This is a genomic window from Sphingomonas echinoides (assembly GCF_029623395.1).
Taxonomy (GTDB): domain Bacteria; phylum Pseudomonadota; class Alphaproteobacteria; order Sphingomonadales; family Sphingomonadaceae; genus Sphingomonas; species Sphingomonas echinoides_A.
The window spans coordinates 1-23,680 of record NZ_JAPYKK010000032.1 but is presented as its reverse complement, the minus strand read 5'-3'; the positions used below and the strand labels follow the sequence as shown (position 1 = coordinate 23,680).

Below are 23,680 nucleotides of genomic sequence, written 5' to 3'. Positions count from 1 at the left end.
GGCTCTATCGCGCGTTTGGCCGTGTGTCGAAGGTCGAGCAGTTTCGCTCGGGATATCGCCGCCTGATGACGATCGACCGATCCGCCCCTTCACTCGGCGCGGGCATACTGCTGCAGGAACGTCGCATAGGGCGGCAGCCGCTCGACCGTTGCGGACACCCCGCGTTTGAGGTCGGACAACGCGGCACGGAGGTGTTCGGTCGGCATCGTCGCGGGCAATCGGTGATGACTGCGCGGGACCACGCCCTGGCCCAGCATTACTTCGATCCAGCTATCGGTCCGGAACAGCTCGTCCTTGTCCTGATAGGCCGTGGCGGACTCACGGAACAACGCGATCCGGCTCGCCAGACTGTCCGGGACCGTCAGCTCGCGGCGTGAGCGCCAGAAGGGGGTGTCATCCCGCTGGGTCAGCACGTAATGCAGGATGATGAAGTCGCGAACCTGCTCCCACTCGCGGCGGGTGCGTTGGTTGAACCGTTCCGCCAGGGCCGCGCTGTCTTCCCCGAACGGGAAATTCTGGATCAGCCACGTCACCGCGACCATGACAAGATGAATGCTGGTCGATTCAAGCGGTTCTACGAAGCCGCTGGCCAAGCCGAGTGACAGGCAGTTGTGGTTCCAGACCCGCTTCCGCATCCCGCTGGTAAAGCGGATCTGACGCGGTTCGGTCAGCGGCCGACCGTCGAGCGCGGCGAGCAAACGGTCGCGCGCGGCATCATCAGAGAGATACTCGCTCGAATAGACCAGGCCATTGCCGGTGCGATTCTGCAACGGGATCTTCCAGCGCCACCCTTCGCCATGCGCGATCGCACGCGTGTAGGGCAGGGGTGGCCCGTCCGACTCGGTCTGGACGGCAAAGGCGCGATCGGTCGGCAACCAGTGCGACCAGTCCTCGAACCCCGTCTCCAGCGCATCCTCGATCAACAACGCACGGAAGCCCGTACAATCGATGAAGAAATCCCCCGCGATCCGCTCGCCCGAGCCCATCAGCAACGCGGCGATCGCACCGCTTTCGCTGTTCCGTTCAACCTGCGCGATGTGGCCCTCGACGCGCCGCACGCCCGCCGACGTCGCGATCCCGCGCAGGAAGTGCGCATAGCCGGTCGCATCGAGGTGGTAGGCATAGGCAAGCGTCCGGTCGGGATCGAGCGCGAAGCGCTGCGCCGCCGCTGCCTGCAGTTCGAGCGAATAGTCGCCATAGTCGCCGCCGAACCCGCGCGCGCGGGCTTCGAGCCAGAAATGCTGGAAATCGGCGACGAACGTGGACCGTCCGACCGATCCGAACGCATGGAAATAGCGGGCGTCGATCCGGTCCCACTGTTCGAACGCGATGCCGAGCTTGAACGTCGCGCCGGTCGCGCGGATGAATGCGTCCTCGTCCACGCCGATGAACTTGTGGAAGGCGTTGATCGTCGGGATCGTCGATTCCCCGACCCCGATCGTGCCGATATCATCGGATTCGACGAGTGTGACCTCGACCAGCCCGGCAAGCTGCCGCGCGAGCGCCGTCGCGGCAAGCCAACCGGCGGTCCCGCCGCCGGCGATGACGACACGCTTTTGCGGAAGGGGGCGGGGGTCCGTCATCGGTTGAGCCGGTTGGCGACCATCGCGCGCAGCCGCCGCGCGGCCATGGCGTCGAGCGGCGCGAGCGGCCCGTGCGCCGGGGGCGGAAGATGCGCGGTGGCGACGTCGGACGCGCCGAAGAGATAATGATCGAACATCGCGCGCCACGCCTGCCGTTCGGCTTCGGGGCGCCCCCGCAGGCTCAGCAATCCGTGCAGCAGCGTCGTCATTGGCGTATCCAGGAATGCGGGAACACTATTCCACCAATAGTTCACCAGGATGTTGAAGCCGTCCAGCGCCTCGACGTGGTGCCACCACAAGGCGGGGTAGATCAGCACGTCGCCCGGTTCGAGTTCGGCCACTTCGGCCGCCTCAAGCGCCGCAGCAAAGCGCGGATAGCGGTCCAGATCGGGCGTACGCAGATCAACCATGCTGACGACCTGCCCGGCCGGGGTTGGTTCGATCGGGCCGGGGTAGAGGTTGCTCACCTGATCGGGCGGGAACAGCGTGAAGCGGCGATGCCCTGCGACGCACACCGCCATGTTGTTCGACATGTCCCAATGCGTCGCGGCGATCGTGCGGTTGCCGATCCAGATGCTGGCAAGCGGAGGGTGATCCGTGAAGGTGCCGTCGGACGGGACGATATCGTTGGCCGCGCGCAGGCCCGGAAGATACGTGTCGATGTCGGTCGACCCGAGATACACGGCGGGTGCAGTCGCGTCGTCGGGCAGGTCGAGCAGCCGGTCCAGCACCGCACCGAGCGCGGCCGCGCGCTCCGACGAGAAGTTCATCCCGGTCGCATCCGCGGTATAGTGGAATCGTCCGCCGATCGCCGGCGCGCCGACATAGACCACTACTGGCTGCCCGCCGTCCGCCGCGCGGAGCAACGCCGCCGCTGCGGCAGGCGATTCGCGTCCAGCCTTGACCAGCGGCCAGTCGCGCGCCGCGCCCTTCAGGACGATCGGTCTTCCCTCCGCGATCAGCGCGCTCACTGCGATCGAATCGATCGCGATGTCGGATCGCTCGGCTGTAGCGCGAACCACGGCAGGCCTCCCTGCAGGTTCAACGGGCGGCATCGCGCACCCGTTTTCGATCGAGCAGCGAGGACAGGTTGCCGAGCGAGCTGATCGCCCAGACCGCGCAGCGCAGGAAGTCCCCAGCATGCAGTTTTGCGAGCGCCGGGCCGTCGAGCGCCGCAAACCGGTCCGCCGAGAGGAAACAGACATCGGCGATGGCATACCGGCGACCATTCCCCAGATCGAGATCGAGGGTCGCTTCCTCGATCAGCCCCGCTTCGGCAAATGCCTGCATCATCGCGGGCGTGATCTGCTCCCCGGCGTAGATCGTCCGCAAGATTCCGCTGACGTGATCGAGATACGGTGCATTCCCGCCGTGATCGCGGAAGACCGGTTCGCCCGTCGTCCTGCTCACGCGCGGATCGGCAAGATCGATATGGATCATCGGCTCCCCCGGTTCGCCGGGGGGTGGAACGCCGATCGAGAACGGACCGCGCTGCATCAGCGCGGGCACGAAGCGGGCGTTCCACGACCCGTCCTCGACGAACAGATTCTCGCCTCGGTCCAGCCCGAGCAGCACCGAAGCGCGCAGCGCACCATTACCCGAACGCCGGAACAGGATCGTATAGTCCCGCGCGAGCGCTTCGAATTCCGTAGGGAAGACGGTGACTTCGTTGACATGGTCCCCCCACGGCGCGCCACGCGTCGTGACGATGCCGACGTCGTGATGATCGACGTTGTTGAGCAGGACGGGGGTACTTGAATGAACCGGTCCGGTCATAGTCGCCGCTGTGCCCCCTATCAGATCTTATCCTGCCACCGTGCAGCCGAGCGCGGCCCCGCGATGATCCTCCCCAGGAACCGCTGCATGGTTTCTGCCGCGGTCGACGCAATCATTGCACGTGCGCGGTGACCGGGTAAACAGATCACTCAGATGTCGCGCCCAGCTCCGTCCTCGCAGACTCCCGCCGACGGCATCGCCCCGGATCCTAAGCGCGCGCAACGGATGTTCGCGCTGTCGATCGGCCCGTATTTCATGGGCGGGTTCGTCGTGTCGCTCGTCAGCTTGCTGGTGCTGCGGCTCAAGTTGTTGATGGCGCTGGATTACGTCCAGTCATCCCTGGTCCAGTTCGCCTTTCATTCAAGCTATCTGCTGTTCGCGCTGCCGATCACCGCCTGGTTGGTGCGGATCGGCTACATGCGCGGCATTGCGACGGGGCTGCTGGTCATGGCGGTGGGGTGCGTCAGCTTCGTCGGTGCGGCGGCGCTACACAGTTACGCGGTGGTGCTGCTCGCGTTGCTGACGCTGTCGGCGGGCGTGACGTTCCTGCAGATTGCCTGCAGCGTGACGGTCGCCGTGGTCGAGCCTGCGCAGCGCGCGATCCCCCGCGTCACGCTGCTGCAAGGCTTCAATTCGGTAGGGACGGTGCTGGCGCCATTGATCGGCGCGTGGTTTCTGTTTGCGGACCATGGCAGCACCGCGTCGGACGGGGCGTGGACGATGCTGGCGATCCCGTTCGTCGCGTGCATGCTCGTCCTGCTTGGCCTGGCGCGCGCCTTCTGGTCGAACCGCGAACTGCTGGCGGGAATGCCGAGGCCGCGGCGTGTCCGCGTGGGGGAACTGCACAGGTTGATCGCCGACCGTCGACTGGTGGCGGGGGCACTCGCGATGTTCGCCTATGTCGGCGCGGAGGTTACGATCGGAGGGCTGCTGGCCGGGTATTTGGTCCTGCCGGAGATCCTTGCGGTGGAACCGATCACGGCGGGGCGGCTCGTCAGCCTGTACTGGGGCGGCGCGATGCTGGGGCGGTTCGTGGGCGCTGCGATCATCACTCGTGTACCGGCGCCCCGCCTACTGGCGCTGGCGGCGGTCGCGGCGACCGTATTCGTCGTGGTCGCGACGCAGGCAGATGGCGCACTGGGCGCGACCGCGCTGATAGCGGTCGGGCTCTGCAACTCGATCATGTACCCAACGCTGTTTGCGCTGTCGCTGCCCGACGATCAAAGCCTCGCGCCGCATGCATCGATGGTGCTGTGCATGGCGGTGGTGGGGGGCGCGGTCGTCCCGGTGCTGACTGGTGGGCTGGCGGACCAGATCGGCCTTGGCAACGCATTGCTTCTGCCGGGGCTTTGCTACCTCGGCATCGCCGCCTTCGCCTTCGGCTGCACGCGGACCCGGGGTGGAGTCGAACAAGCCCCCGCGATCGTCCGCAGCCCGGTCATCCGGCCGCGGACGTAGCGGTATCGCTGGACGAAATCAGCGCAGCGAGGAACGTCTCGCGCCACCAATTGATGTCCTGCTCCTCGATCGAATCCATGCACGCACGCCAGCGGCGGATTCGCTCTTCCCGGTCCATCCGCAAGGCGCGCTGGATCGCATCCGACATTTCCTCGGCGCTGTAGGGGTTTACGAGGATCGCCTCGGTCAGCTGCGCCGCCGCTCCCGCAAAGCGCGACAGGATCAGCACGCCGGGGTCTTCCGGATCCTGCGCGGCGACATATTCCTTGGCAACGAGGTTCATCCCGTCGCGCAGCGGCGTGACAAGCCCGATCTTGGACGCCCGATAAATGCCGGCCAGCGTATCGCGGCCATAGCCCTGATTGACGTAGCGGATCGGCACCCAGTCGACATCGGCATACGCACCGTTGATCCGCCCCGACAGGCTCTCGAGCGTGTTGCGGATCCGTTGATAGCTCCCCACTGCGCCGCGCGATGGCGGGGCGATCTGGAGCAGAAACACTTCCTTGCGCTCTTCCGGATGCTCGACGAGAAACCGTTCGTAGCCGAGGAAGCGTTCTTCCAGACCTTTGGAATAATCGAGCCGGTCAACCCCGACGATCATGTCGCGACCATCCGCGCTGTCGCGCATCCGGCGATAGGTGAGCCGTGCCACAACACTGCGCGCAAGGTCGGCAAATTCCGGTGCGTCGATCCCGATCGGACAGGCGAGCACGCGAACGCTGCGCTCGCCCAGCGTCACGATGCCGTCGTCGGATACCGACGCGCCCATTTCGAGCCGGACGAAGTCGAGGAAGCTTTCGAGCCACTCCTCGGTGTGGAACCCGATCACGTCATAGGCGAAGAGCCGACGGACGAGCTCTTGCGCTTCCGGCAAGATCGACAGCAAGCGGCGCGGCGGCCACGGGATGTGGAGGAAAAAGCCGATCCGGTTCTTGCACCCGTGCTTGCGCAGTTCGTCGCCTAGCGGGAACATGTGGTAATCCTGGATCCACACGACGTCCTCGGTCTCGATCAGCGGGTGGACGGTGGCCGCGAAGCGTTCGTTGACGCGCTGATACCCGCCTGCAAAATCCCGTTCATATTCAGCAAGATCGACGCGGTAGTGGAACAGCGGCCACAACGTCCGGTTCGCGTAGCCGTTGTAATATTCGTCGATATCCTGGTCTTCCAGGTCGATCGTCGCGGTCGTCACGCCATCGTTGCGATGGAAGTTGATGTCGCCGGTGAAGTGATCGGTCCGCTCCCCTGACCAGCCGAACCACACGCCGCGATATTGCCGCAACGCGGATTGCAGCGCGACCGCCAGGCCCCCCTGGGCGCCGGACTCCGACCCCTTTGGCGCGGAAACGCGGTTTGAGATGATTACCAGCCGTGTCATCGGATCGAGCTCCACGGTTTGCTCAGCAGGGCGGCGCAATTGATCATGCCGACCAGCGAATAAGTTTGGGGATAATTCCCCCACAATTCACCCGTTTCCGGTTCGATGTCCTCGGACAGCAGACCCGCGGCGGTCCGCCGTGCGAGCATCTCCTCGAACAGGGCGCGGGCATCTTCGCTGCGCCCCGTGAAGTGGAGCGCCTCGATCAGCCAGAACGTGCAGACATTGAAGGCAGTTTCGGGCATCCCGAAATCGTCCTCGATCGCATAGCGCAGCATGAACGAGCCGCGTCGCAGCCCTTCCTCCGCAGCCTTCAGCGTATCGATGAAGCGGGGATCCTCGGGCTCGAGGAAACGCAGGTCGAGCAGCTGCAACAGGCTCGCGTCGAGATCATCGCCTGCAAAAGTTGCCGACATGCGTCGGGTTTCGGGCCGCCAGGCAGCGGTTTCGATCCGTTCGCGGATGGTTTGCGCGCGTTCCTGCCATAGTATTGCCCGCTCGGAGAGCCCGAGCTTGTGCGCGGCGTTGGCGAGCCGGTCGCACGCCGCCCAGCACATCGCAGACGAATAGGTATGGACGCTCTGCCGCGTCCGCAACTCCCACAGACCCGCATCGGGCTGGTCGTAATTCGCCCAGGCGCGTTCGCCGACATGTTCGAGCGATTCGAAATCCTCGAGCCCGGCGAGCCGGAACAGACGCGTGTCGAAGAAGGCATGGACGCTGCACAACACGATCTGGCCATAGGCATCGTGCTGGATCTGCTCATACGCCTGATTGCCGACGCGCACCGGGCCCATCCCGCGATAGCCCGGAAGTGCGGGTTCCTCGCGCTCCTCGAGCTGCGCCTCGCCGAGTACGCCGTACAGCGGCTGGATGTGGCCGCCCGCCGCCGCATCGACGATGTTGCGCAAATAGCCGAGATACCCCTCGAGCACGTCGAGCGCGCCGAGCCGGTTGAGCGCCTGCACGGTATAATAGGCATCGCGCACCCAGCAGTAGCGGTAATCCCAGTTGCGCTGCGAACCAGCATGTTCCGGGACCGACGTGGTCATCGCCGCGACGATCGCGCCGGTTTCCTCATGCTGGCACAGTTTGAGCGTGATCGCCGAGCGGATCACCACGTCCTGCCATTCGAGCGGGATCGCGAGGCCGCGGACCCATTCCTGCCAGTGTGCCGTGGTCTTCGCGAGCATCGCATCCAGCGTCTCGGCGAGATCGCCAGCGAAACTCTCGTCCGGCCCGAGGAAGAAGTGCAGCGGCCGTTCGACCCGGAACGGCAATTCGTTCTGGATCATGCCGACCGGCGCGGTCGTGCTCAGGCGCAGCGACATCGTCTCGAGCAGGAAACGGATGTGGTTCGACCCGCCGATCTTCTCGTTGCACGTGCCGCCCCAGCCACACGTCGGACGCAACTGGATGCGGACCCGCGGGCTGCCCGCGACCGGGCGGACGATCCGCGCGAACGATACCGGGCGATAGCTGCGGCCATTGCTGACGAAGCGCGGGCAGAAATCGATCACCTCGATCGCGTTTCCGCCGCTGTCGGTATGCCGCGTGATCAGGATCGGGGTGTTGCGGATGTAATGCTGTTCGACCGAGACGCTGTCCTCGATCGCAATCCCCCAATAGCCACGCTCGGGCTTCTCGCCGCCGAGCAGCGCGGAGAACAACGGGTCCCCGTCGATCCTCGGCACGCAGCCCCATACGAAGCTGCCGGCGCGGTCGACGAGCGCGCTGACCTGGCAATTGCCGATCGGCCAAAGATCGAGCGAGCTCATGCCGCACCCTCGCAAGCGCGTTCTAGCCAGTCGAGCGTGGCGTCGACGTCGGGCAGGCGATAGCGCGCACTGCTCTCGCGCGGCGCGCCGATCAGGATCCCCGCACCGCCGTGTTCGGCGGCAGCGACCATCGCGGGCTCATCGGTATCGTCATCCCCGAGGAAGACCGGCGTGAACCCGCGCATCGGGGATTCCGCCATCAAGCGCCGCAACGCCGAACCCTTGTCGCCACCGCCGACGCGCAGCTCGACCATCATCTTGCCGGTCTGCAGGTGCAGCGCGGTCTCGTCGGCCAGCGTCCGCGCGAGGGCGTTCGCGGCGTCTTCCATATGCGCCGCGCCGCGATAGTGGAGCGCTGCGCCAAAGGGTTTCTCCTCGACCAACAGGCCGGGTGTCGTATGTGCAAAGTCTGTCATGGTCTGCAGAATACGATCGAGGGCAACCGGTCGTTCCGGTAGCGAGCGCTTTCCGTCGTACGATTGTACCTCCAGGCCGTGACTTCCGGCGATCGTGATCGGCAACGGACCGAAAAGGCCGAGGATGCTGTCGACCGAACGCCCGCTGATGATCGCGACACGTCCGTTCAGCTTCATGCGCAGGCGTTCGAGCAGGGCGGCGAGGCGCGCATCGACGCGCACCAGCTCCGGGCGTTCGGCGAGTTCGACGAGCGTCCCGTCGAAATCGAGAAACAGCGCCGCTCCCTGCAGGAGCGAGACGGGCGGCGGCGAATCCGGGGGGGAAGTCATCATCCGCGCCCGATAGCAACGCTTGGCGGTGCGCGTCACCCCGCGTCGTGGATGGCGTCTAGCGATCCAGCATGCGCGGCTGGAACAGCTTGCCGTTCTCGATCACCAGGATCAGGAGCAGAACCGCGACACCGATCGCAAGATACCCGATCGCGAGCGGAAGCGTCGTGCCGTTGTACGATTGGCCGATCGCGGAGCCGACCAGCACCGCGCCGACGCTGACGATGAACCCCTGGACGGACGAGGCCGTGCCCGCGATGTGCCCGACCGGCTCCATCGCCATCGCGCCGAAGTTCGACCCGCAAAGCCCGATGCACGTCATGCTGAGCGCCTGGAAGATCATGTAGGTGACGAGGGTCTCGTCCCCCAGCGCGATCACCCCGAGATGCAGCACCGACAGGCCGATCAGCCCGAACACTGCCGCCTGCGAGATCAGCCGTGTCCCCAGTCGCTCGACCAACCGGCTGTTGGCGAACGATGCGCACCCCATCGAGAAGGCGCACACCGCGAACAGGATCGTGAACCGGTCGCCCGCGTGGAATTCCTCGACGAAAATCTGCTGCGACGATGCGACGAACGCGATGATCCCGCCAAAGGTCAGCGACGCCGCCACCGCATAGCCTGCGGAATCGCGGTTGGTCAGCGTCAGCCGGTACGACGCGCTGAGCGTGGCGAGCGAAATCGGCACGCGCCTCTCGACGCGCAACGTCTCGGGGAGGCGCGCGAATGTCCACGCCAGCACGAACGCGGCGAACCCGGCCAGCGCGTAAAAGATGAACCGCCACGGCCCGATGACGAGCAACATCTGCCCCAGGCTCGGCGCGAGGATCGGTACGAGGAAGAAGATCATCTGCGCGATCGACAGGGTCCGTGCCATCGTCCGGCCCGAGAAGTTGTCGCGCACGATCGCCACCGCCAGCACCCGCGTCGCCGCCGACATCAGCCCTTGCAGGACGCGCGCGCCGATCAGCGCCGGAAAGGTTGCGGAGCTCGCCGCGAAGATGCTCGCGGCGACGAAGCCGACCAGCGTGATGAGCAGGATCGGCCTGCGTCCGTAGCGATCGGTCAGCGGGCCATAGGCAAGCTGCCCGACTCCGAAGCCGAGCATGTAGAAGGTGATGATCCATTGCCGGTGATTGGCGGTCGCGATCGACAGGTCGCGCCCGATGTCGGCCAGCGCTGGCAACATCAGATCGACGCCGAGTGCGTTCACCGCCATCAACGCCGCGACGAAGGCGACGAACTCATGCCGGTGCATCGGGACGGCGGGGGAGGGACTGGTCATGCGCGACCGCTTAATGCGGTGGGGTGGGATAGGCCATGGGGGATGGCGGGCTTGACCGCTGTCTGATGGAATCGAACGGGGGACTCGCGCCACGATTACCACCCCCGCCGCCCGGGGGCTTTCCTCCAGCGACCCTCCCACTGTAAGGCGCTCGACCAACGATAGAAAAATCCCGGGGGAAGCATGGCCAGTCTGTTGCGCCGCAAGATCATCAAGACCGGCGCGGAGCAGCCCGCCGAGCATCAGCTCGCGCGGACGCTGTCCTGGCCGCATCTCGTTGCGCTCGGGGTCGGGGCGATCGTGGGGACGGGGATCCTCACGCTGATCGGCGTGGCATCCGACCGGGCGGGCCCCGCCGTGTTGCTGAGCTTCGTCGTGGCGGGCGCGATCTGTGCATGCGCGGCTTTGTGCTATGCCGAGATGGCGACGATGATCCCGGCGTCGGGCAGCGCTTATACCTACAGCTATGCCGTACTCGGCGAAATCATCGCCTGGGTCGTAGGGTGGAGCCTGATCCTCGAATATTCGCTCGTCGTCTCGGCGGTTGCGGTCGGGTGGTCGAGCTATGCCGTGCGGTTCCTGGCGGGGGTGGGGATCGTCCTGCCCGATGCGCTGACGCACGGGCCCAGTGCTGCGGGCGCATTCGGGATCAACCTGCCGGCGGTGTTCATCATCGCGGTCGTCGCAGGGCTGCTGACGCTCGGCACGCGCGAGAGCGCGCGGATCAACAGCGCGCTGGTGATCCTCAAGATCGTCACGCTGACACTGTTCGTCATCGTCGCGCTGCCGCACTTCGACACCGCCAATCTCACGCCGTTCGCGCCTTATGGCTATGGCAGCGTCGCGGGCGCGGACGGGGTGAAGTACGGGATGATGGGCGCCGCCGCGATCATCTTCTTCGCCTTCTACGGCTTCGACGCGATCTCGACCGCGGCGGAGGAAACCAAGAACCCGGAGCGCGATCTGGCGATCGGGATCGTCGGGTCGATGGTGGCCTGCACGATCATCTATATCGTGGTCGCGCTCGCCGCGGTCGGTGCGGTCCATTACAGCGTGTTCGGCAAGAGCGCGGAGCCGCTCGCGCTGATCCTCGTCCAGTTGCGCCAGCCCGGCATTGCCACCGTCATCGCTGCTGCCGCGGCGATCGCCTTGCCGACGGTGCTGCTGGGGTTTCTGTACGGTCAGAGCCGGATCTTCCTCGTCATGGCGCGCGACGGCTTCCTCCCGCCCGCGCTCGCACGCGTTTCGGAGCGCGGGACGCCCGCGCGCGTGACGATCGTGACCGCCCTGTTCGTCGCGGTGATCGCCGCGTTGATGCCGATCGACGTGATCGCCAGCCTTGCCAATGCGGGCACGCTGTGTGCGTTCGTCGCGGTGGCGGCGTGCGTGCTGGTGCTGCGTCGACGGTCTCCGGATGCGCGGCGGCCGTTCCGGATGCCGCTGGCGTGGATCGTCGCGCCGCTCGCGATCCTTGGGTGCGTCTATCTTTTCACCAGTTTGCAGGTGGTGACGCAGCTTTCGTTCCTGGGTTGGAACGTATTGGGGCTGGTTGTGTACTTCCTCTACGGCCGGGCCCGCGCGACGATGGTCGTCTGATCGGCGCCGGAAACAGGAAACCACAAGCATGTCGGCTGCCAAACGAGGCGAATCCAATCTGGTGATCTTCGCTGCTCTTGCGGCGAACCTCGGCATCGCCGTGGCGAAATTCATCGCGTCCGCAATCACCGGGTCGTCGTCGATGCTGACCGAGGGGTTCCACTCGGTCGTCGACAGCCTCAACCAGCTGCTGCTGCTCTACGGCCAGCATCGCGGCAAGCGCCCGCCCGATACCGCGCATCCGTTCGGCTATGGTCGCGAGCTGTATTTCTGGAGCTTCGTCGTCGCGATCCTGATCTTCGGCGTCGGCGCGGGTGTGTCGGTCTACGAAGGCTGGGTGCATATCGAGGAGCCCGAGCCGCTCCGCGATCCGCTCGTCAATTATGTCGTCCTGGGCGTCGCCTTCCTGTTGGAGGGCGGGTCGTGGTTCCTCGCAATGCGCGGTTTCGCCAAGGACAACCAAGGTCGCGGTTGGTGGCAGGCGGTGCGCCGGTCGAAGGATCCGACCGGGTTCATCGTCCTGTTCGAGGATTCGGCAGCGCTGGCCGGGCTGATCGTCGCGGCGGTCGGCGTATGGGCGAGCCATGCCTATGCCGATCCGCGGATCGACGGCGTCGCCTCGATCCTCATCGGCGTCATTCTCGGCGTCGTTGCGATGTTGCTGGCGCGCGAGGCGAAGGGGTTGCTGATCGGGGAGGGCGCGGACCCTGCGATCGTCGCGCGGGTCGAGGGGATCGTTTCCGGGTATCCGGACATTACCGCGGTCAACCACGTCCGCACGATCCACACCGCGCCGCAGAGCATCTTCGTCGCGATCAGCGCGGACTTCCGCGATTCGCTGACGCTGGGGGAGGCGGAAACGCTGATCGAGACGATCGAAACCGAGCTCAAGGCGGCGGAGCCGATGTTGTCGTCGATCTACATCCGGCCGGAGAAAAGCGAGAATGCCGCGACGCTGAGGGTGGCGGAGGAGTAGCGCTTGTTGCTTAGCCCCTCCCCTTCAGGGGAGGGGGTGGGGTGGGGACGTGCCGCGAATCCGCACGTTGGTCTCTGCTGGACTGCCCCACCCCCAACCCCTCCCCTGAAGGGGAGGGGCTAAGGAAGAGTCTACCGGCGCGACCACCAGATCGCCGCGAGGCCAATCGCCGCGAGGATCGCGCCGTACACGGCCCATTGCGTCTGCGCGATCATGAAGCTCGATGCCGGCCAATGCACCAGCCCGAGCCCCTGACCAATCCATAGCAGCCCCATCAGCGTGGCAAGCACGCCGACAAGGGCCACCACGGTCTTCACTTACGCGCGTCCAGCGCAACATAGTCGCGCTGCGTCGGGCCGGTGTAGAGCTGCCGCGGACGGCCGATCTTCTGCTCCGGATCCGAGATCATCTCGTTCCACTGCGCGACCCAGCCGACGGTACGCGCGAGCGCGAACAGTGCGGTGAACATCGTCGTCGGGAAACCGATCGCCGAGAGGATCACGCCCGAATAGAAATCGACGTTCGGGAACAGCTTCTTCTCGATGAAGTACGGGTCGCTCAGCGCCATTTCCTCGAGCGCGATCGCGACGTCGAACACCGGATCGGTCACGCCGAGCTCGCCGAGCACTTCGCGCACGGTCTGCTGCATCACGGTCGCGCGCGGATCGTAGTTCTTGTACACGCGGTGACCGAAGCCCATCAGGCGGAACGGATCGTTCTTGTCCTTGGCGCGCGCGATGTACTCGGGGATGCGGTCGACCGTGCCGATCTCGCGCAGCATGTTAAGGGCCGCTTCATTGGCGCCGCCATGCGCCGGGCCCCACAGGCAGGCGATGCCCGCCGCGATGCACGCGAACGGGTTCGCACCCGAAGACCCTGCAAGACGCACCGTCGAGGTCGATGCGTTCTGCTCGTGATCGGCGTGGAGGATGAAGATCCGGTCCATCGCCTTTTCGACCACCGGGTTCACCACATATTCCTCAGCGGGCACGCCGAACGTCATCTGCAGGAAGTTGCCGGTGTAGCTCAGGTCGTTGCGCGGATGCATGAACGGCTGGCCGATCGAATACTTATACGCCATCGCCGCAATCGTCGGCATCTTGGCGATGAGGCGATGGCTCGCGATCATGCGCTGCTGCGGATCGGTGATGTCCGCCGAATCCTGGTAGAAGGCCGACAGCGCGCCGACGACGCCGCACATGATCGCCATCGGATGCGCATCGCGACGGAAGCCGCGATAGAAGGTCGCGAGCTGCTCATGCAGCATCGTGTGACGGCTGATCGTGTAGCTGAACTTGTCGAGTTCCGCCTTGGTCGGCAGCTCGCCGTTGAGGAGGAGGTGGCAGACCTCCATGAAGCTCGACTGCTCGGCCAGCTGCCCGATCGGGTAGCCGCGGTGGAGCAGCACGCCTTCGTCACCATCGATATAGGTGATCGCGGAGTCGCAGCTCGCGGTCGAGGTGAAGCCCGGATCGTAGGTGAACATACCCGTCTGCGCATACAGCTTGCGGATATCGATCACGTCGGGACCGACGCTGCCGTGCATGACCTTCAAATCGAGGTCCTTGCCGGCGGCGCTCAGCTTGGCGGTGTCGGTCATCGGTTGTCCTTTCGTGCCTTAAACGATCATCTGGTCGGCGATCCGACCAAGACTTTCTTCGCGCCCGAGCAACTCGAGCACATCGAAGATTCCGGGGGAGGTCTTCCGCCCGGTCAGGGCCGCGCGAAGGGGTTGCGCGACCTGGCCGAGTTTGACTCCTGCGTCATCGGCAACCTGCCGTACCGCAGTTTCGAGGCTCTCCGTATCCCAGCTTTCGAGCGCGTCAAGCGCTGCGTGCAGCCGGGCGAGGAGCTTCGGCGCCTCACCGGAAACGAGCGCGGTGGCATCGCGATCCATTTCCAGCGGGCGTTTCCGAAACAGGAAGGCCGCGCCGTTCGCCAGATCGAGCAGATCGGCGGCGCGCGGCTTGAGCGACGCCATGCTTCGACCGAGAAGTTCGCGCTGCTCGTCCGTCGGTACGAAATCAAGCCGATCCGCTACCAGCGTAGCGAGCCGCTCATCGTCCGCAACACGGATGTACTGCCCGTTCAAATTCTCGAGCTTCTTGAAGTCGAAGCGCGACGGCGACTTGCCGACTCCGGCAAGATCGAACCATTCGACGGCTTGGGTACGGCTGATGATTTCGTCGTCACCATGGCCCCAACCCAGCCGCAGCAGATAATTGTCGAGCGCTTCGGGCAGCATGCCCAACTCGTCGCGATAATATTCCACCCCGACGGCACCGTGGCGCTTCGACAGCTTCGCGCCATCCGACCCGTGGATCAGCGGGATGTGTGCGTAAACGGGATCGGGCCAGCCGCCCTCGATCGCATCCATTGCCCGTATGATGGGCAATTGGCGGAACGCGTTGTTGAGATGATCATCGCCGCGAATCACGTGCGTCACGCCCATGTCGTGATCGTCGACCACGACCGCGAGCATATAGGTCGGCGTGCCGTCCGAGCGGAGCAGGACGAGGTCGTCCAGTTCGGCATTCTGCACCGTGACCGACCCCTGGACGCGATCTTCGATCGTCACCGCGCCATCGGTCGGCGCCTTGAGGCGGACCACGAACGGACGGCTGTCGTCGGCTTCCGCCGCCTTGTCGCGCCACGGGCTGCGGACGCGGAGCGGCTTCTTCGCCGCCTCGGCCTCGGCGCGCATCGCGGCGAGCTCTTCGGTCGTCAGGTAGCAGCGATAGGCGTGGCCATGCTCGACCATGCGATGCGCGACTTCGGCGTGGCGATCGGCGCGCGCCGACTGATACACTTCATCGCCATCCCAATCGAGCCCGAGCCAGCGCAAAGAGGTCAGGATCGCGTCGATCGCGGGCTGAGTCGAGCGCGCGCGATCGGTATCCTCGATCCGCAGCAGGAACCGCCCGCCGTGATGCCGCGCATACAGCCAGTTGAACAACGCGGTGCGCGCGCCGCCGATGTGCAGGAAGCCGGTCGGCGAGGGCGCGAAGCGCGTCACGACCTCGGTGCCGGGGGTCGTGGTGCGCGTGCCGTCGGTCGCTGCAGTGGTTTCAGTGATTGCGCTCAACCGCGCATACTCCCAGACTAGAAAATCGATGGCCGGATCAGCCTGCAGCGCCCCTAGCACGCGCTTTCCAGCGCTTCAAATCGGCGTGCGATGGCGGCTGTCGCAATTTTTCATTGCTGGGCGTTGTCTGGCGCGTGCCTTCGAACGATGGCTCGAGGCGGAACGCGACCAGCTTCCGTTGTGGCTTCCGGTAATGCTCGGCGGCGGGATAGCCGCTTGGTTTTTCCTTCGCGACAGCGCGGACTGGCAGATCGCGATATTGATCTCGCTGACAATCGCTTTGGGCTGTGCGGCGGCGGGGCGGCACGGGCGGGCTGCCCGCAGCATTGGCGTTGCAGCGTTGACGGTGGCGGTGGGGATCGGCCTGATCTGGTGGCGATCGGACCGCGTGACGCATGCCGTTCTGCTGCGCCCCACGATCGCGACGTTCGTCGCGCGTGTCGAGCGCATCGAACCCCTGCCCGCGCGCGAACTGGTACGCCTGCGGCTCGCGCCTCTCGCGGTTGTCCCGCGCGATGACGGACGGGATCGGCCGCTACCGGCATTGCCACGGCATTTGCGGATCAATCTTGCCACGGCGGACGTCCCCGTCGGGCTGGCGTCCGGGGCGGTGTTGCGTTTGTCCGCGCGACTGATGCCGCCGCCCGAACCGGCAGTGCCCGGCGCGTATGATTATGCGCGCACGGCCTGGTTCGACGGCATCGGCGCGACGGGCCGGGGGTTCGCGCCGGTGACGGTCGTCGAACCGGGGCGGCCATGGATCCTGCCGGGGCTCCGCGCGCGCCTGTCCGACCATATCCAGACGCAAGCCGGGGGCGGCGGGGCAGGGGGCATTGCTGCGGCATTGGCGACCGGCGACCAGGGATCGATTCCGCTGGAGGATACCGAGGCGATGCGGCGCTCGGGGCTCGCGCATCTCTTGTCCGTAAGCGGGTTGCACATCACGGCGGCGGTCGCGGCGACGATGATCCTCGTCACCCGGTTGCTTGCCCTGTCCCCGTGGCTGGCGCTGCGATGGCGGTTGCCTCTCGTCGCAGGGGCGGCGGGGGCGCTGGTGGCGATCGGGTACACGATGTTGACGGGTGCGGAAGTTCCGACGATCCGCTCGTGCGTCGCGGCCTTGTGCGTGCTGCTTGCCCTTGCGCTCGGGCGCGAGGCATTGACGTTGCGGCTGGTCGCTGCGGGTGCCCTGGTGGTTTTGGTCCTTTACCCGGAATCGCTGGCCGGACCGAGCTTTCAGCTATCGTTCGCCGCCGTCGTGTCGATCATCGCGTGGAACGATCATCCCGGTATCCGCGCGCTGGTCGCACCGCGCGAGGAACCGCGTCGCACACGGGTGGCGCGGAGCGTCGGGTCGCTGCTGATGACAGGGCTCGTCGTGGAGGCGGCGCTGCTCCCGATATCGCTGTATCACTTCCAGAAGGCGGGCGTTCACGGCGCTGTCGCCAATATCTGCGCGATACCGCTGACGACTTTCGTCGTCATGCCGCTGGAAGCGGCCGCGCTGCTATTCGATACGATGGGGTTGGGGGCACCGTTCTGGTGGGCGACGCGCCTGTCGCTCGACCTGCTGTTGTGGATCGCGCGGACGACCGCGGCGATCCCGGGATCGGTCGCGCCGCTGCCGGCGATGCCGGACGGCGCCTATGCCGCAATGGCGATCGGCGGATTGTGGATTGCGCTTTGGCGAACGCGCTGGCGACGGCTGGGGATCGTCCCGTTCGTGATCGGCGCGGGGTGGGCGATCTCGACACCAGCGCCCGACCTGCTCGTGACCGGCGACGGACGTCACGTCGCGATCCGGACTCAAGGCGGCGAGGTCGCTTTGCTGCGCGACCGGACGGGGGACTATACCGCAGACATTCTCGCACAGGGCGGCGGGGTGACAGGGTTGCCCGTGCTGTGGTCGGATCAGCGCGATGCGCGGTGCAGTCGCGACCTGTGCATGGCGGTCCGCACGGTCGGGGGGCGTCGCTGGACCGTGCTGGGAACACGCAGCGCCTATACGGTTCCGCTCGAGGATCTGGTCCGCGCTTGTGCCGCGGCGGATATCGTGATCAGCGATCGCTGGCTTCCGCGCCGTTGCAGCCCGCGCTGGTTGCGGCTTGACCGTACGACGTTCAGGCGAACCGGCGGTGTGGCAATCACCTTCCCGCCGTCCACCGTCTGGCCAACCATAGCCGCGAGGGCGTCACCAGCAGTCCTCACGGTGCGCCATCCAGAAGACTCGCACCCCTGGATCGCGCCCCTCGTCATGGAGAGGGAAACGCGCGTCCGCCGGCACCGGTCCCGGCGGGCGCATCCCGAAAAGCATCAGTCGTAGCGGCGGAGCAACCCGGCGAGCTTGCCCTGAACGCGAACCTGCGCGGGTTTGTACCGCTGCGGATCATACGCCCGGTTCGCCGGATCAAGCCGAACCATCGCACCTTCGCGCCGGAAGAACTTGAGCGTCGCTTCGCTGTCGTCGATCAGCGCCACGACGATCTCGCCGTCGCGCGCGATGTCCTGGCGCTTGATCAGCGCATAATCGCCATCGAGAATCCCGGCCTCGACCATCGAATCCCCTGCGACTTCGAGCGCATAATGCTCGCCACCGCCGAGCAGGGCAGCCGGCACCGACAGCATCGACGCACCCTCGAACGCCTCGATCGGCATACCGGCCGCGATCCGGCCGTGCAGCGGGATCTCGATCACGTCGTTGGCGGGGGCGGGCAGGACGCGGACGTTGGCGGGCGCTGCTTCCGGCGTGGCGCGAACCGGGGTCTTCGTGCCGCGTTCGGGCATCTTGAGCACTTCGAGCGCGCGCGCCCGATTGGGGAGGCGGCGGATGAACGCGCGTTCTTCCAGCGCGCTGATCAAGCGGTGGACCCCCGACTTGGATTTCAGGTCGAGCGCTTCCTTCATTTCCTCGAACGAGGGCGAGACTCCCGTCTCCTCCAGCCGGTCGTTGATGAAGCAGATCAACTCATGCTGTTTGCGTGTTAGCATTCCGGGCCCTTTCGTCGGAACAGACGACGAACCTATACGGAACATAAAGTCAGGCGTCAAGCGATCGGCAGGATTTCCACCGAGTCGCCCACCGCAGCGGCCGGCGCGAAGGGCGCGCGCACGATCATGCAATCCGCCCCGGCAAGCGTCTTGAGCAGCGACGAGTCCTGCCGCTCGGCGACATAGACGCGTCCATCGCGCGTAACCGCGCGCATGTAATCCTGCCGCCGATCGTTTTCGCGCACGGGGGCGCCGAGAATGGCGGGGTAGAAAACGGGGTGCGGATCGCGCGCACCCACCATCGCGGCGATCAGCGGTTTCAGGAAGATCGTTGCGGTGACGAAGGCCGACACCGGGTTACCCGGAAGACCGAGGACCAGCATGTCGCCGATCTTCCCCGCGAGCATCGGCTTGCCCGGGCGCAGCGCGATCCGCCAGAAGTCGATCGCGCCACCCGCCGCTGCCAGCGCCGGACGGATCAGGTCGTGATCCCCGACCGATGCGCCGCCGGTGGTCACCAGGATATCGGCTTCGACCGTCCGGAACGCATCGGTGATCGTGTCGAGCCGATCGGGGAGGATCCCAAGATCGATGATCTCCACGGGAAGGTCGGCCAACATTGCCGCCAGCATCACCCCGTTCGATTCCGGCAAGGTCCGGTCGCTCAAGGGCGCGCCGGGCAGGGTGAGTTCATCCCCGCTCGCCACGATCGCGACGCGCACCCGGCGCGCGACCGTCAGGCTGCCGTGCCCGCCGCTTGCCGCGAGCGCGATCCGTGCTGGTGTCAGCCGGTCGCCCATCGCGATCAGCGTATCGTTATGGGTGAAATCGATCCCGGCGCGCCGGATATTGCCACCACGCACCGGCCCGTCGCCCGACCGTCGAACGATATCGCCATCGCGGGCCGCTTCCTCCTGGACGAGCACCGCGTCGGCGCCTGGCGGGAGCGCCGCACCGGTGAAGATGCGCACGGTTTCACCCGCGCCGAGGGTGCCGTCGAACGGGTTGCCCGCCGCACTTTCGCCGATCAGCCGCAAGGGGCCGCCCAGATCATCGAAGCGAACGGCGTAGCCGTCCATCGCCGACAGGTCGCGCGCGGGTTGCGTCCGATTGGCGGCGAGGTCGCTGGTTGCCCATCGCCCCCCGGCGGCGCGCAACGGCACGGTTTCCGTCGCAATGACAGGCGCGAGCGCAAGGAGCCGGGACAGCGCGTCGGCAACGGCGAGCAGGGCGGGGGGCTGAGTCATCTGGGTTCCCTAACGTCTTGAACCAGTGTCCGTCGACCCCCGACGATCGGCCATAAGTGATGCAGACCGGCCACAGTCCGTCAGCGACTTTAACGATGCGGGTGCAGCGTCCAACTTTGTCATAATTCAGCAATAATCGCTGTCTAGCGCCCCGGTCACGGAAGCCTCCACACAGCAAAACCCAAGCGCGCGCGACACCGATGGTGCGGGCGACGGCGTCGGGCGGCGGCTTGCCGAGTTCGATCAAAGGGGAAAGTCGTGACCAAGACCGTCGTCAAATCGCTGTTGCTCGCCGGGGCCGCCGGCTCCGCTTTGTTAGCCACGGGCACTGCACTGGCGCAGACCGCGAGCGATCCCGCCACGGCGGCTACGGCGACGGTCGGTGCGTCGGCCACGCAGGACGGGCTCGGCGACATCGTCGTGACCGCCGAGCGCCGCACCGAGAATTTGCAGAAGGTGCCGATCTCGGTCGGCGTCGTCGGGGGTGACGATCTGCGCGCGTTCCAGAGCGGCGGCGGTGACGTGCTCGAACTCGCCAACCGCGTTCCCGGCCTGTACGCCGAGACGACCACCGGGCGCATCTTCCCGCGCTTCTACATCCGTGGCCTGGGCAACATCGATTTCTATCTCGGCGCGTCGCAGCCGGTGTCGATCATCCAGGACGACGTCGTGCTCGAGCATGTCGTGCTCAAGTCGAACCCGGTGTTCGACGTCCGCCAGGTCGAAGTGCTGCGTGGCCCGCAAGGGACGCTGTTCGGTCGCAACACGACCGCGGGCATCATCAAGTTCGACACCAACCGCCCGACCAACGACTTCCACGGCCGCGCGTCGGCCTCCTACGGCAGCTACAATACCGCGACGCTCGACGCAGGGATCGGCGGGCCGATCGTCAAGGACGTGCTGTCGTTCCGCGTGTCGGGGCTGGTCCAGCACCGCGATAACTGGGTCGACAACACCTACACCGGCGTCAGCGCGGACGGCACCGTCGGCGGCAAGGATAAGCTCGGCGGGTTCGATGAACGCGACGTCCGCGTCCAGTTGATGCTGACTCCGCCCGAGACCGGCTTCACCGGGCTGTTGTCGGCACATGCGCGGGATTACAGCGGCACCTCGACGATCTTCCATCGCGGCGCGCTCAAGCGCGGATCGAACGACGTCAGCGCCGCGCCGCGCGCGTCGGTCGCGCTCGACGAGGCGGCGAACAACCCGCAGGCGTACAAGACCTATGGCGGCTCGCTGAACCTCAAGAACGATTTCGGCGGGGTCGTGCTGACCTCGATCAGCGCGTGGGAAACGACCTCGGGCTACAGCCGCGGCGACACCGACGGCGGTGCCGCGATCAACTTTGCCGGCCCGCGCTTCTATGGCGAGAGCCAGGGCCGGATCCGCGATCTCGACCAATTGACGCAGGAAGTCCGCCTGTCGGACGACGGCACCGGGCGGTTCAAGTGGCAGATCGGCGGGATGTACTTCGAGTCGCGCGACGTGACCGAATTCGCCCAGCGCGGGGTGTTCCTGACGCAGCCCGACCTCAACGGCACGCGCCCCAACCCCAACAACCGCGTGCTGCTGCGCGACATCAACACGTCCTATGCCGGCTTCGGGCAAGTCAGCTACGAGATCGTGCCGAAGCTGACGCTGACCGGCGGCGTGCGCGTCACCAACGACACCAAGTCGACCCGGTTGCTCGTAGCCAACGCCAATGCGGCGGGCGTGTCGAGCTATACCGGGCGTCGTTACGTCCGCCTGTCGGACACGCAGCCGAGCTGGGACGCGAGCGCGCTGTACCAGTTCGATAGCAACGTCAGCGTCTACGCCCGTGTCGCGCGCGGCTTCCGTGGGCCGACGATCCAGGGGCGGTCGGCGGTGTTCAACGCGGACTTCACCACTGCCAATTCCGAAACGATCATGTCGTATGAGGCGGGCGTGAAGTCGAACCTGTTCGGCAACACGCTGCGCTTCAACGCGACCGGATTCTATTACGAAGTCAGCGACATCCAGCTGAACGGCAACGATTCCTTCGGCAACGGCGTGCTGTTCAACGCGGACAAGGCGAAGGCGTGGGGCGGAGAGGCCGAACTGACGTGGCGTCCGGTGCGCCAGTTGACGCTCGGGCTCGGCGGCAGCGTGCTCCACTCCGAGATCAACGACCCGCGCGTCTTCGCGCAGGTCTGCATCCTGGGCGGCGTCATCACTTGCACGGTGCAGGACCCGACGATCAAGGTGGGCGCGAACACCTTCGCCCAGATCGACGGCAATCCGCTGCCGAATGCGCCGAAATATCAGTTCAATGCGACCGCGCGCTACGACGTGCCGCTCGGCAACGGCGGGTCGCTGTTCCTGGCGGGCGATGCCAACGTCCAGGGGTACACCAGCTTCGTCCTGTACAAGACCGCCGAGTTCACCTCGGACGGAACGTTCGAGGCCGGCCTCAAGGCGGGCTATGTCGCGCCGGACAACAAGTATGAGCTGGCGGTGTTCGTCCGCAACCTCACCAACGAGAAGAACCTCAAGGGTGTGATCGAGAATTACAACGCCGCCGTGTTCAACGATCCGCGCATCATCGGCGTGTCGTTGGCGGGCAAGTTCTGACACGTTTCCGCCGCGCCGCCCGCCGCTTTGCGGTTGGTCGGCGCGGCGGCTCTGGCGTGGGCGCGCTTCCGGTGGCAAGAGGCGCGCATGCTGGTAAATCACGTTCTCTTCCTCGACGGCGAGGCGCTCGTCATCGACAAGCCTGCCGGGCTCCCGGTCGACCGTCCCCGCGACGGTTCGCTGAGCCTTGAAAATCACCTCGACGGGCTGACCTTCGGGTTCAAGCGCTGGCCGGTTCCGGTCCACCGGCTCGACCGCGATACGTCGGGCTGTCTGCTGCTCTCGCGCAACCCCAAGGCGCACGCGAAGCTGCAACAGGCATTCGAACAGGGGCTGGTGCGCAAACGCTATCTCGCGGTGCTCGACGGCGTCGTGGAGGGCGAGGGCGGTCTGATCGACATCGCGCTGGCGAAGGTCAGCACGGTCGAGGAGGGCTGGCGGATGGTCGGCAGCCCTCAGGGGAAGGCGTCGCGGACGCACTGGCGTGTGCTCGACGTCAAGGACGGGCGCAGCTTCGTCGAATTCGTTCCCGAAACCGGGCGCACCCACCAGATCCGCGTCCATGCGCTCGAAGGGCTTGGCGCGGCGGTGGTCGGCGATCCGGTGTACGGCAAGGGCGGCGGGCAGACCTTGCTCCACGCCGCCGAACTGACGATCCCGCGCGCGGGCAAGGAGCCGATCGTGGCGAAGGCACCGCTCCCCGAGCGGTTCCTGGCGGCGGGGTTCAGCGAGGGCTGAACGCCAGCGCTTCTGTCTTTTGGCATGGCTCTGCTCCACACCTTCCGTTCGTCCCGTAGCGAAGGACAGGGTTGAGTGCGGAATGGTGCTTCGATACGCGCCCTCGATACGCCCCGAGAGGGGCTCCTCGGTCGCTACTCAGCACTAACGGTTGGGGGGTGTTCGGGTAGTCGAGGGCCCTCAATCAATCCGTAACTCGCCCGCGCAGCGATTTGACCGTCCCGCGTTTGGTCTTCCCCTCCATCCGCCGGGTCTTGGCCGCCTTGGACGGCTTGGTCGGGCGGCGGCGCTTGGGGACGATCGTTGCCTCGCGGATCATGTCGATCAGCCGCTCGCGCACTTCCGCGCGGTTGAGCAATTGCGACCGCGCGCCTTCGCTGCGCAGCACCAGCACGCCCTCGCGCGTCAGCCGCGATCCTGCCAGCACCGCGAGCCGGTTCTTGACCGCATC

19 protein-coding genes are annotated in these 23,680 nt (G+C 66.0%); 6 read left to right on the top strand and 13 right to left on the bottom strand.

The genetic code is table 11. The annotated features are described in order from the left end of the window. Window positions 1–89 precede the first annotated feature (89 nt). Genes QBJ92_RS16140 through QBJ92_RS16130 form a run of 3 tightly spaced genes read right to left on the bottom strand, consistent with a single transcriptional unit; the run spans window position 90 to window position 3,359 of the window. On the bottom strand, window positions 90–1,583 hold the full coding sequence (locus QBJ92_RS16140) for a tryptophan halogenase family protein (protein ID WP_277970726.1): 1,494 nt from the start codon (window positions 1,581–1,583) through the stop codon (window positions 90–92). Then, window positions 1,580–2,638, bottom strand: a complete 1,059-nt coding sequence (locus QBJ92_RS16135) for a cupin-like domain-containing protein (RefSeq protein WP_431358424.1) — start codon at window positions 2,636–2,638, stop codon at window positions 1,580–1,582. The genes QBJ92_RS16140 and QBJ92_RS16135 overlap by 4 nt, the downstream gene beginning before the upstream one ends. Then, window positions 2,625–3,359, bottom strand: coding sequence for a SapC family protein (locus QBJ92_RS16130; RefSeq protein ID WP_277970724.1), 735 nt, complete (start codon window positions 3,357–3,359; stop codon window positions 2,625–2,627). Before QBJ92_RS16130 ends, QBJ92_RS16135 begins: the two co-directional genes overlap by 14 nt. A gap of 153 nt (window positions 3,360–3,512) precedes the next feature. Between QBJ92_RS16130 and QBJ92_RS16125 the strand changes: the two genes are divergently transcribed. Next, window positions 3,513–4,817 (top strand): MFS transporter, encoded by a 1,305-nt coding sequence (locus QBJ92_RS16125; RefSeq protein WP_277970723.1) that lies wholly within the window; start codon window positions 3,513–3,515, stop codon window positions 4,815–4,817. Here QBJ92_RS16125 and otsA read toward each other — a convergent pair. The 4 genes from otsA to QBJ92_RS16105 are packed head-to-tail and all read right to left on the bottom strand — an operon-like array spanning window position 4,798 to window position 9,980. Then, the gene (gene otsA / locus QBJ92_RS16120) at window positions 4,798–6,198 is read right to left on the bottom strand and encodes an alpha,alpha-trehalose-phosphate synthase (UDP-forming) (RefSeq protein WP_277970722.1); all 1,401 of its coding nucleotides are present in this window, start codon (window positions 6,196–6,198) and stop codon (window positions 4,798–4,800) included. The two genes, QBJ92_RS16125 and otsA, sit on opposite strands and share 20 nt — an antisense overlap. Further along, window positions 6,195–7,976 carry a glycoside hydrolase family 15 protein gene (locus QBJ92_RS16115; protein ID WP_277970721.1) on the bottom strand — a complete coding sequence of 594 codons (1,782 nt, stop codon included), beginning with the start codon at window positions 7,974–7,976 and terminating at the stop codon, window positions 6,195–6,197. The genes otsA and QBJ92_RS16115 overlap by 4 nt, the downstream gene beginning before the upstream one ends. Further along, entirely contained in the window at window positions 7,973–8,725 is a 753-nt protein-coding gene (gene otsB / locus QBJ92_RS16110; protein WP_277970720.1) for a trehalose-phosphatase, read from the bottom strand. The genes QBJ92_RS16115 and otsB overlap by 4 nt, the downstream gene beginning before the upstream one ends. Window positions 8,726–8,780: 55 nt before the next feature. Next, entirely contained in the window at window positions 8,781–9,980 is a 1,200-nt protein-coding gene (locus tag QBJ92_RS16105; protein WP_277970754.1) for a multidrug effflux MFS transporter, read from the bottom strand. Window positions 9,981–10,190: 210 nt separating this feature from the next. Here QBJ92_RS16105 and QBJ92_RS16100 point away from each other — a divergent pair, with 210 nt between their 5' ends. Both QBJ92_RS16100 and QBJ92_RS16095 read left to right on the top strand, forming a co-directional pair. Continuing rightward, window positions 10,191–11,603, top strand: coding sequence for an amino acid permease (locus tag QBJ92_RS16100; protein WP_277970719.1), 1,413 nt, complete (start codon window positions 10,191–10,193; stop codon window positions 11,601–11,603). 28 nt (window positions 11,604–11,631) lie between these two features. Next, window positions 11,632–12,579: a cation diffusion facilitator family transporter gene (locus tag QBJ92_RS16095; protein ID WP_277970718.1), complete on the top strand. Its 948-nt coding sequence runs from the start codon at window positions 11,632–11,634 to the stop codon at window positions 12,577–12,579. A 131-nt stretch (window positions 12,580–12,710) separates the two neighbouring features. Here QBJ92_RS16095 and QBJ92_RS16090 read toward each other — a convergent pair whose 3' ends face one another. The 3 genes from QBJ92_RS16090 to gltX are packed head-to-tail and all read right to left on the bottom strand — an operon-like array spanning window position 12,711 to window position 15,655. After that, on the bottom strand, window positions 12,711–12,896 hold the full coding sequence (locus QBJ92_RS16090) for a hypothetical protein (RefSeq protein WP_277970717.1): 186 nt from the start codon (window positions 12,894–12,896) through the stop codon (window positions 12,711–12,713). Beyond that, on the bottom strand, window positions 12,893–14,179 hold the full coding sequence (locus QBJ92_RS16085; RefSeq protein WP_277970716.1) for a citrate synthase: 1,287 nt from the start codon (window positions 14,177–14,179) through the stop codon (window positions 12,893–12,895). Before QBJ92_RS16085 ends, QBJ92_RS16090 begins: the two co-directional genes overlap by 4 nt. A gap of 18 nt (window positions 14,180–14,197) precedes the next feature. Continuing rightward, entirely contained in the window at window positions 14,198–15,655 is a 1,458-nt protein-coding gene (gene gltX / locus QBJ92_RS16080; RefSeq protein ID WP_277970753.1) for a glutamate--tRNA ligase, read from the bottom strand. Window positions 15,656–15,692: 37 nt separating this feature from the next. On the opposite strand from gltX, the gene QBJ92_RS16075 reads away from it, so the two are divergent. After that, window positions 15,693–17,987: a ComEC/Rec2 family competence protein gene (locus QBJ92_RS16075; protein ID WP_277970715.1), complete on the top strand. Its 2,295-nt coding sequence runs from the start codon at window positions 15,693–15,695 to the stop codon at window positions 17,985–17,987. On the opposite strand, the gene lexA is transcribed toward QBJ92_RS16075, so the two are convergent. Continuing rightward, entirely contained in the window at window positions 17,978–18,652 is a 675-nt protein-coding gene (lexA, locus tag QBJ92_RS16070; protein WP_277970714.1) for a transcriptional repressor LexA, read from the bottom strand. The two genes, QBJ92_RS16075 and lexA, sit on opposite strands and share 10 nt — an antisense overlap. 56 nt (window positions 18,653–18,708) lie before the next feature. After that, window positions 18,709–19,899: a molybdopterin molybdotransferase MoeA gene (locus tag QBJ92_RS16065; protein ID WP_277970713.1), complete on the bottom strand. Its 1,191-nt coding sequence runs from the start codon at window positions 19,897–19,899 to the stop codon at window positions 18,709–18,711. 258 nt (window positions 19,900–20,157) lie between these two features. Here QBJ92_RS16065 and QBJ92_RS16060 point away from each other — a divergent pair, with 258 nt between their 5' ends. Both QBJ92_RS16060 and QBJ92_RS16055 read left to right on the top strand, forming a co-directional pair. Further along, window positions 20,158–22,491: a TonB-dependent receptor gene (locus tag QBJ92_RS16060; protein WP_277970712.1), complete on the top strand. Its 2,334-nt coding sequence runs from the start codon at window positions 20,158–20,160 to the stop codon at window positions 22,489–22,491. A gap of 87 nt (window positions 22,492–22,578) precedes the next feature. Continuing rightward, window positions 22,579–23,229, top strand: coding sequence for an RluA family pseudouridine synthase (locus tag QBJ92_RS16055; protein ID WP_277970711.1), 651 nt, complete (start codon window positions 22,579–22,581; stop codon window positions 23,227–23,229). Window positions 23,230–23,413: 184 nt separating this feature from the next. Here the strand turns inward: QBJ92_RS16055 and QBJ92_RS16050 are convergent. Continuing rightward, the coding region (locus QBJ92_RS16050; protein ID WP_277970710.1) for an aminoacyl-tRNA hydrolase at window positions 23,414–23,680 on the bottom strand (267 nt) is incomplete at its 5' end.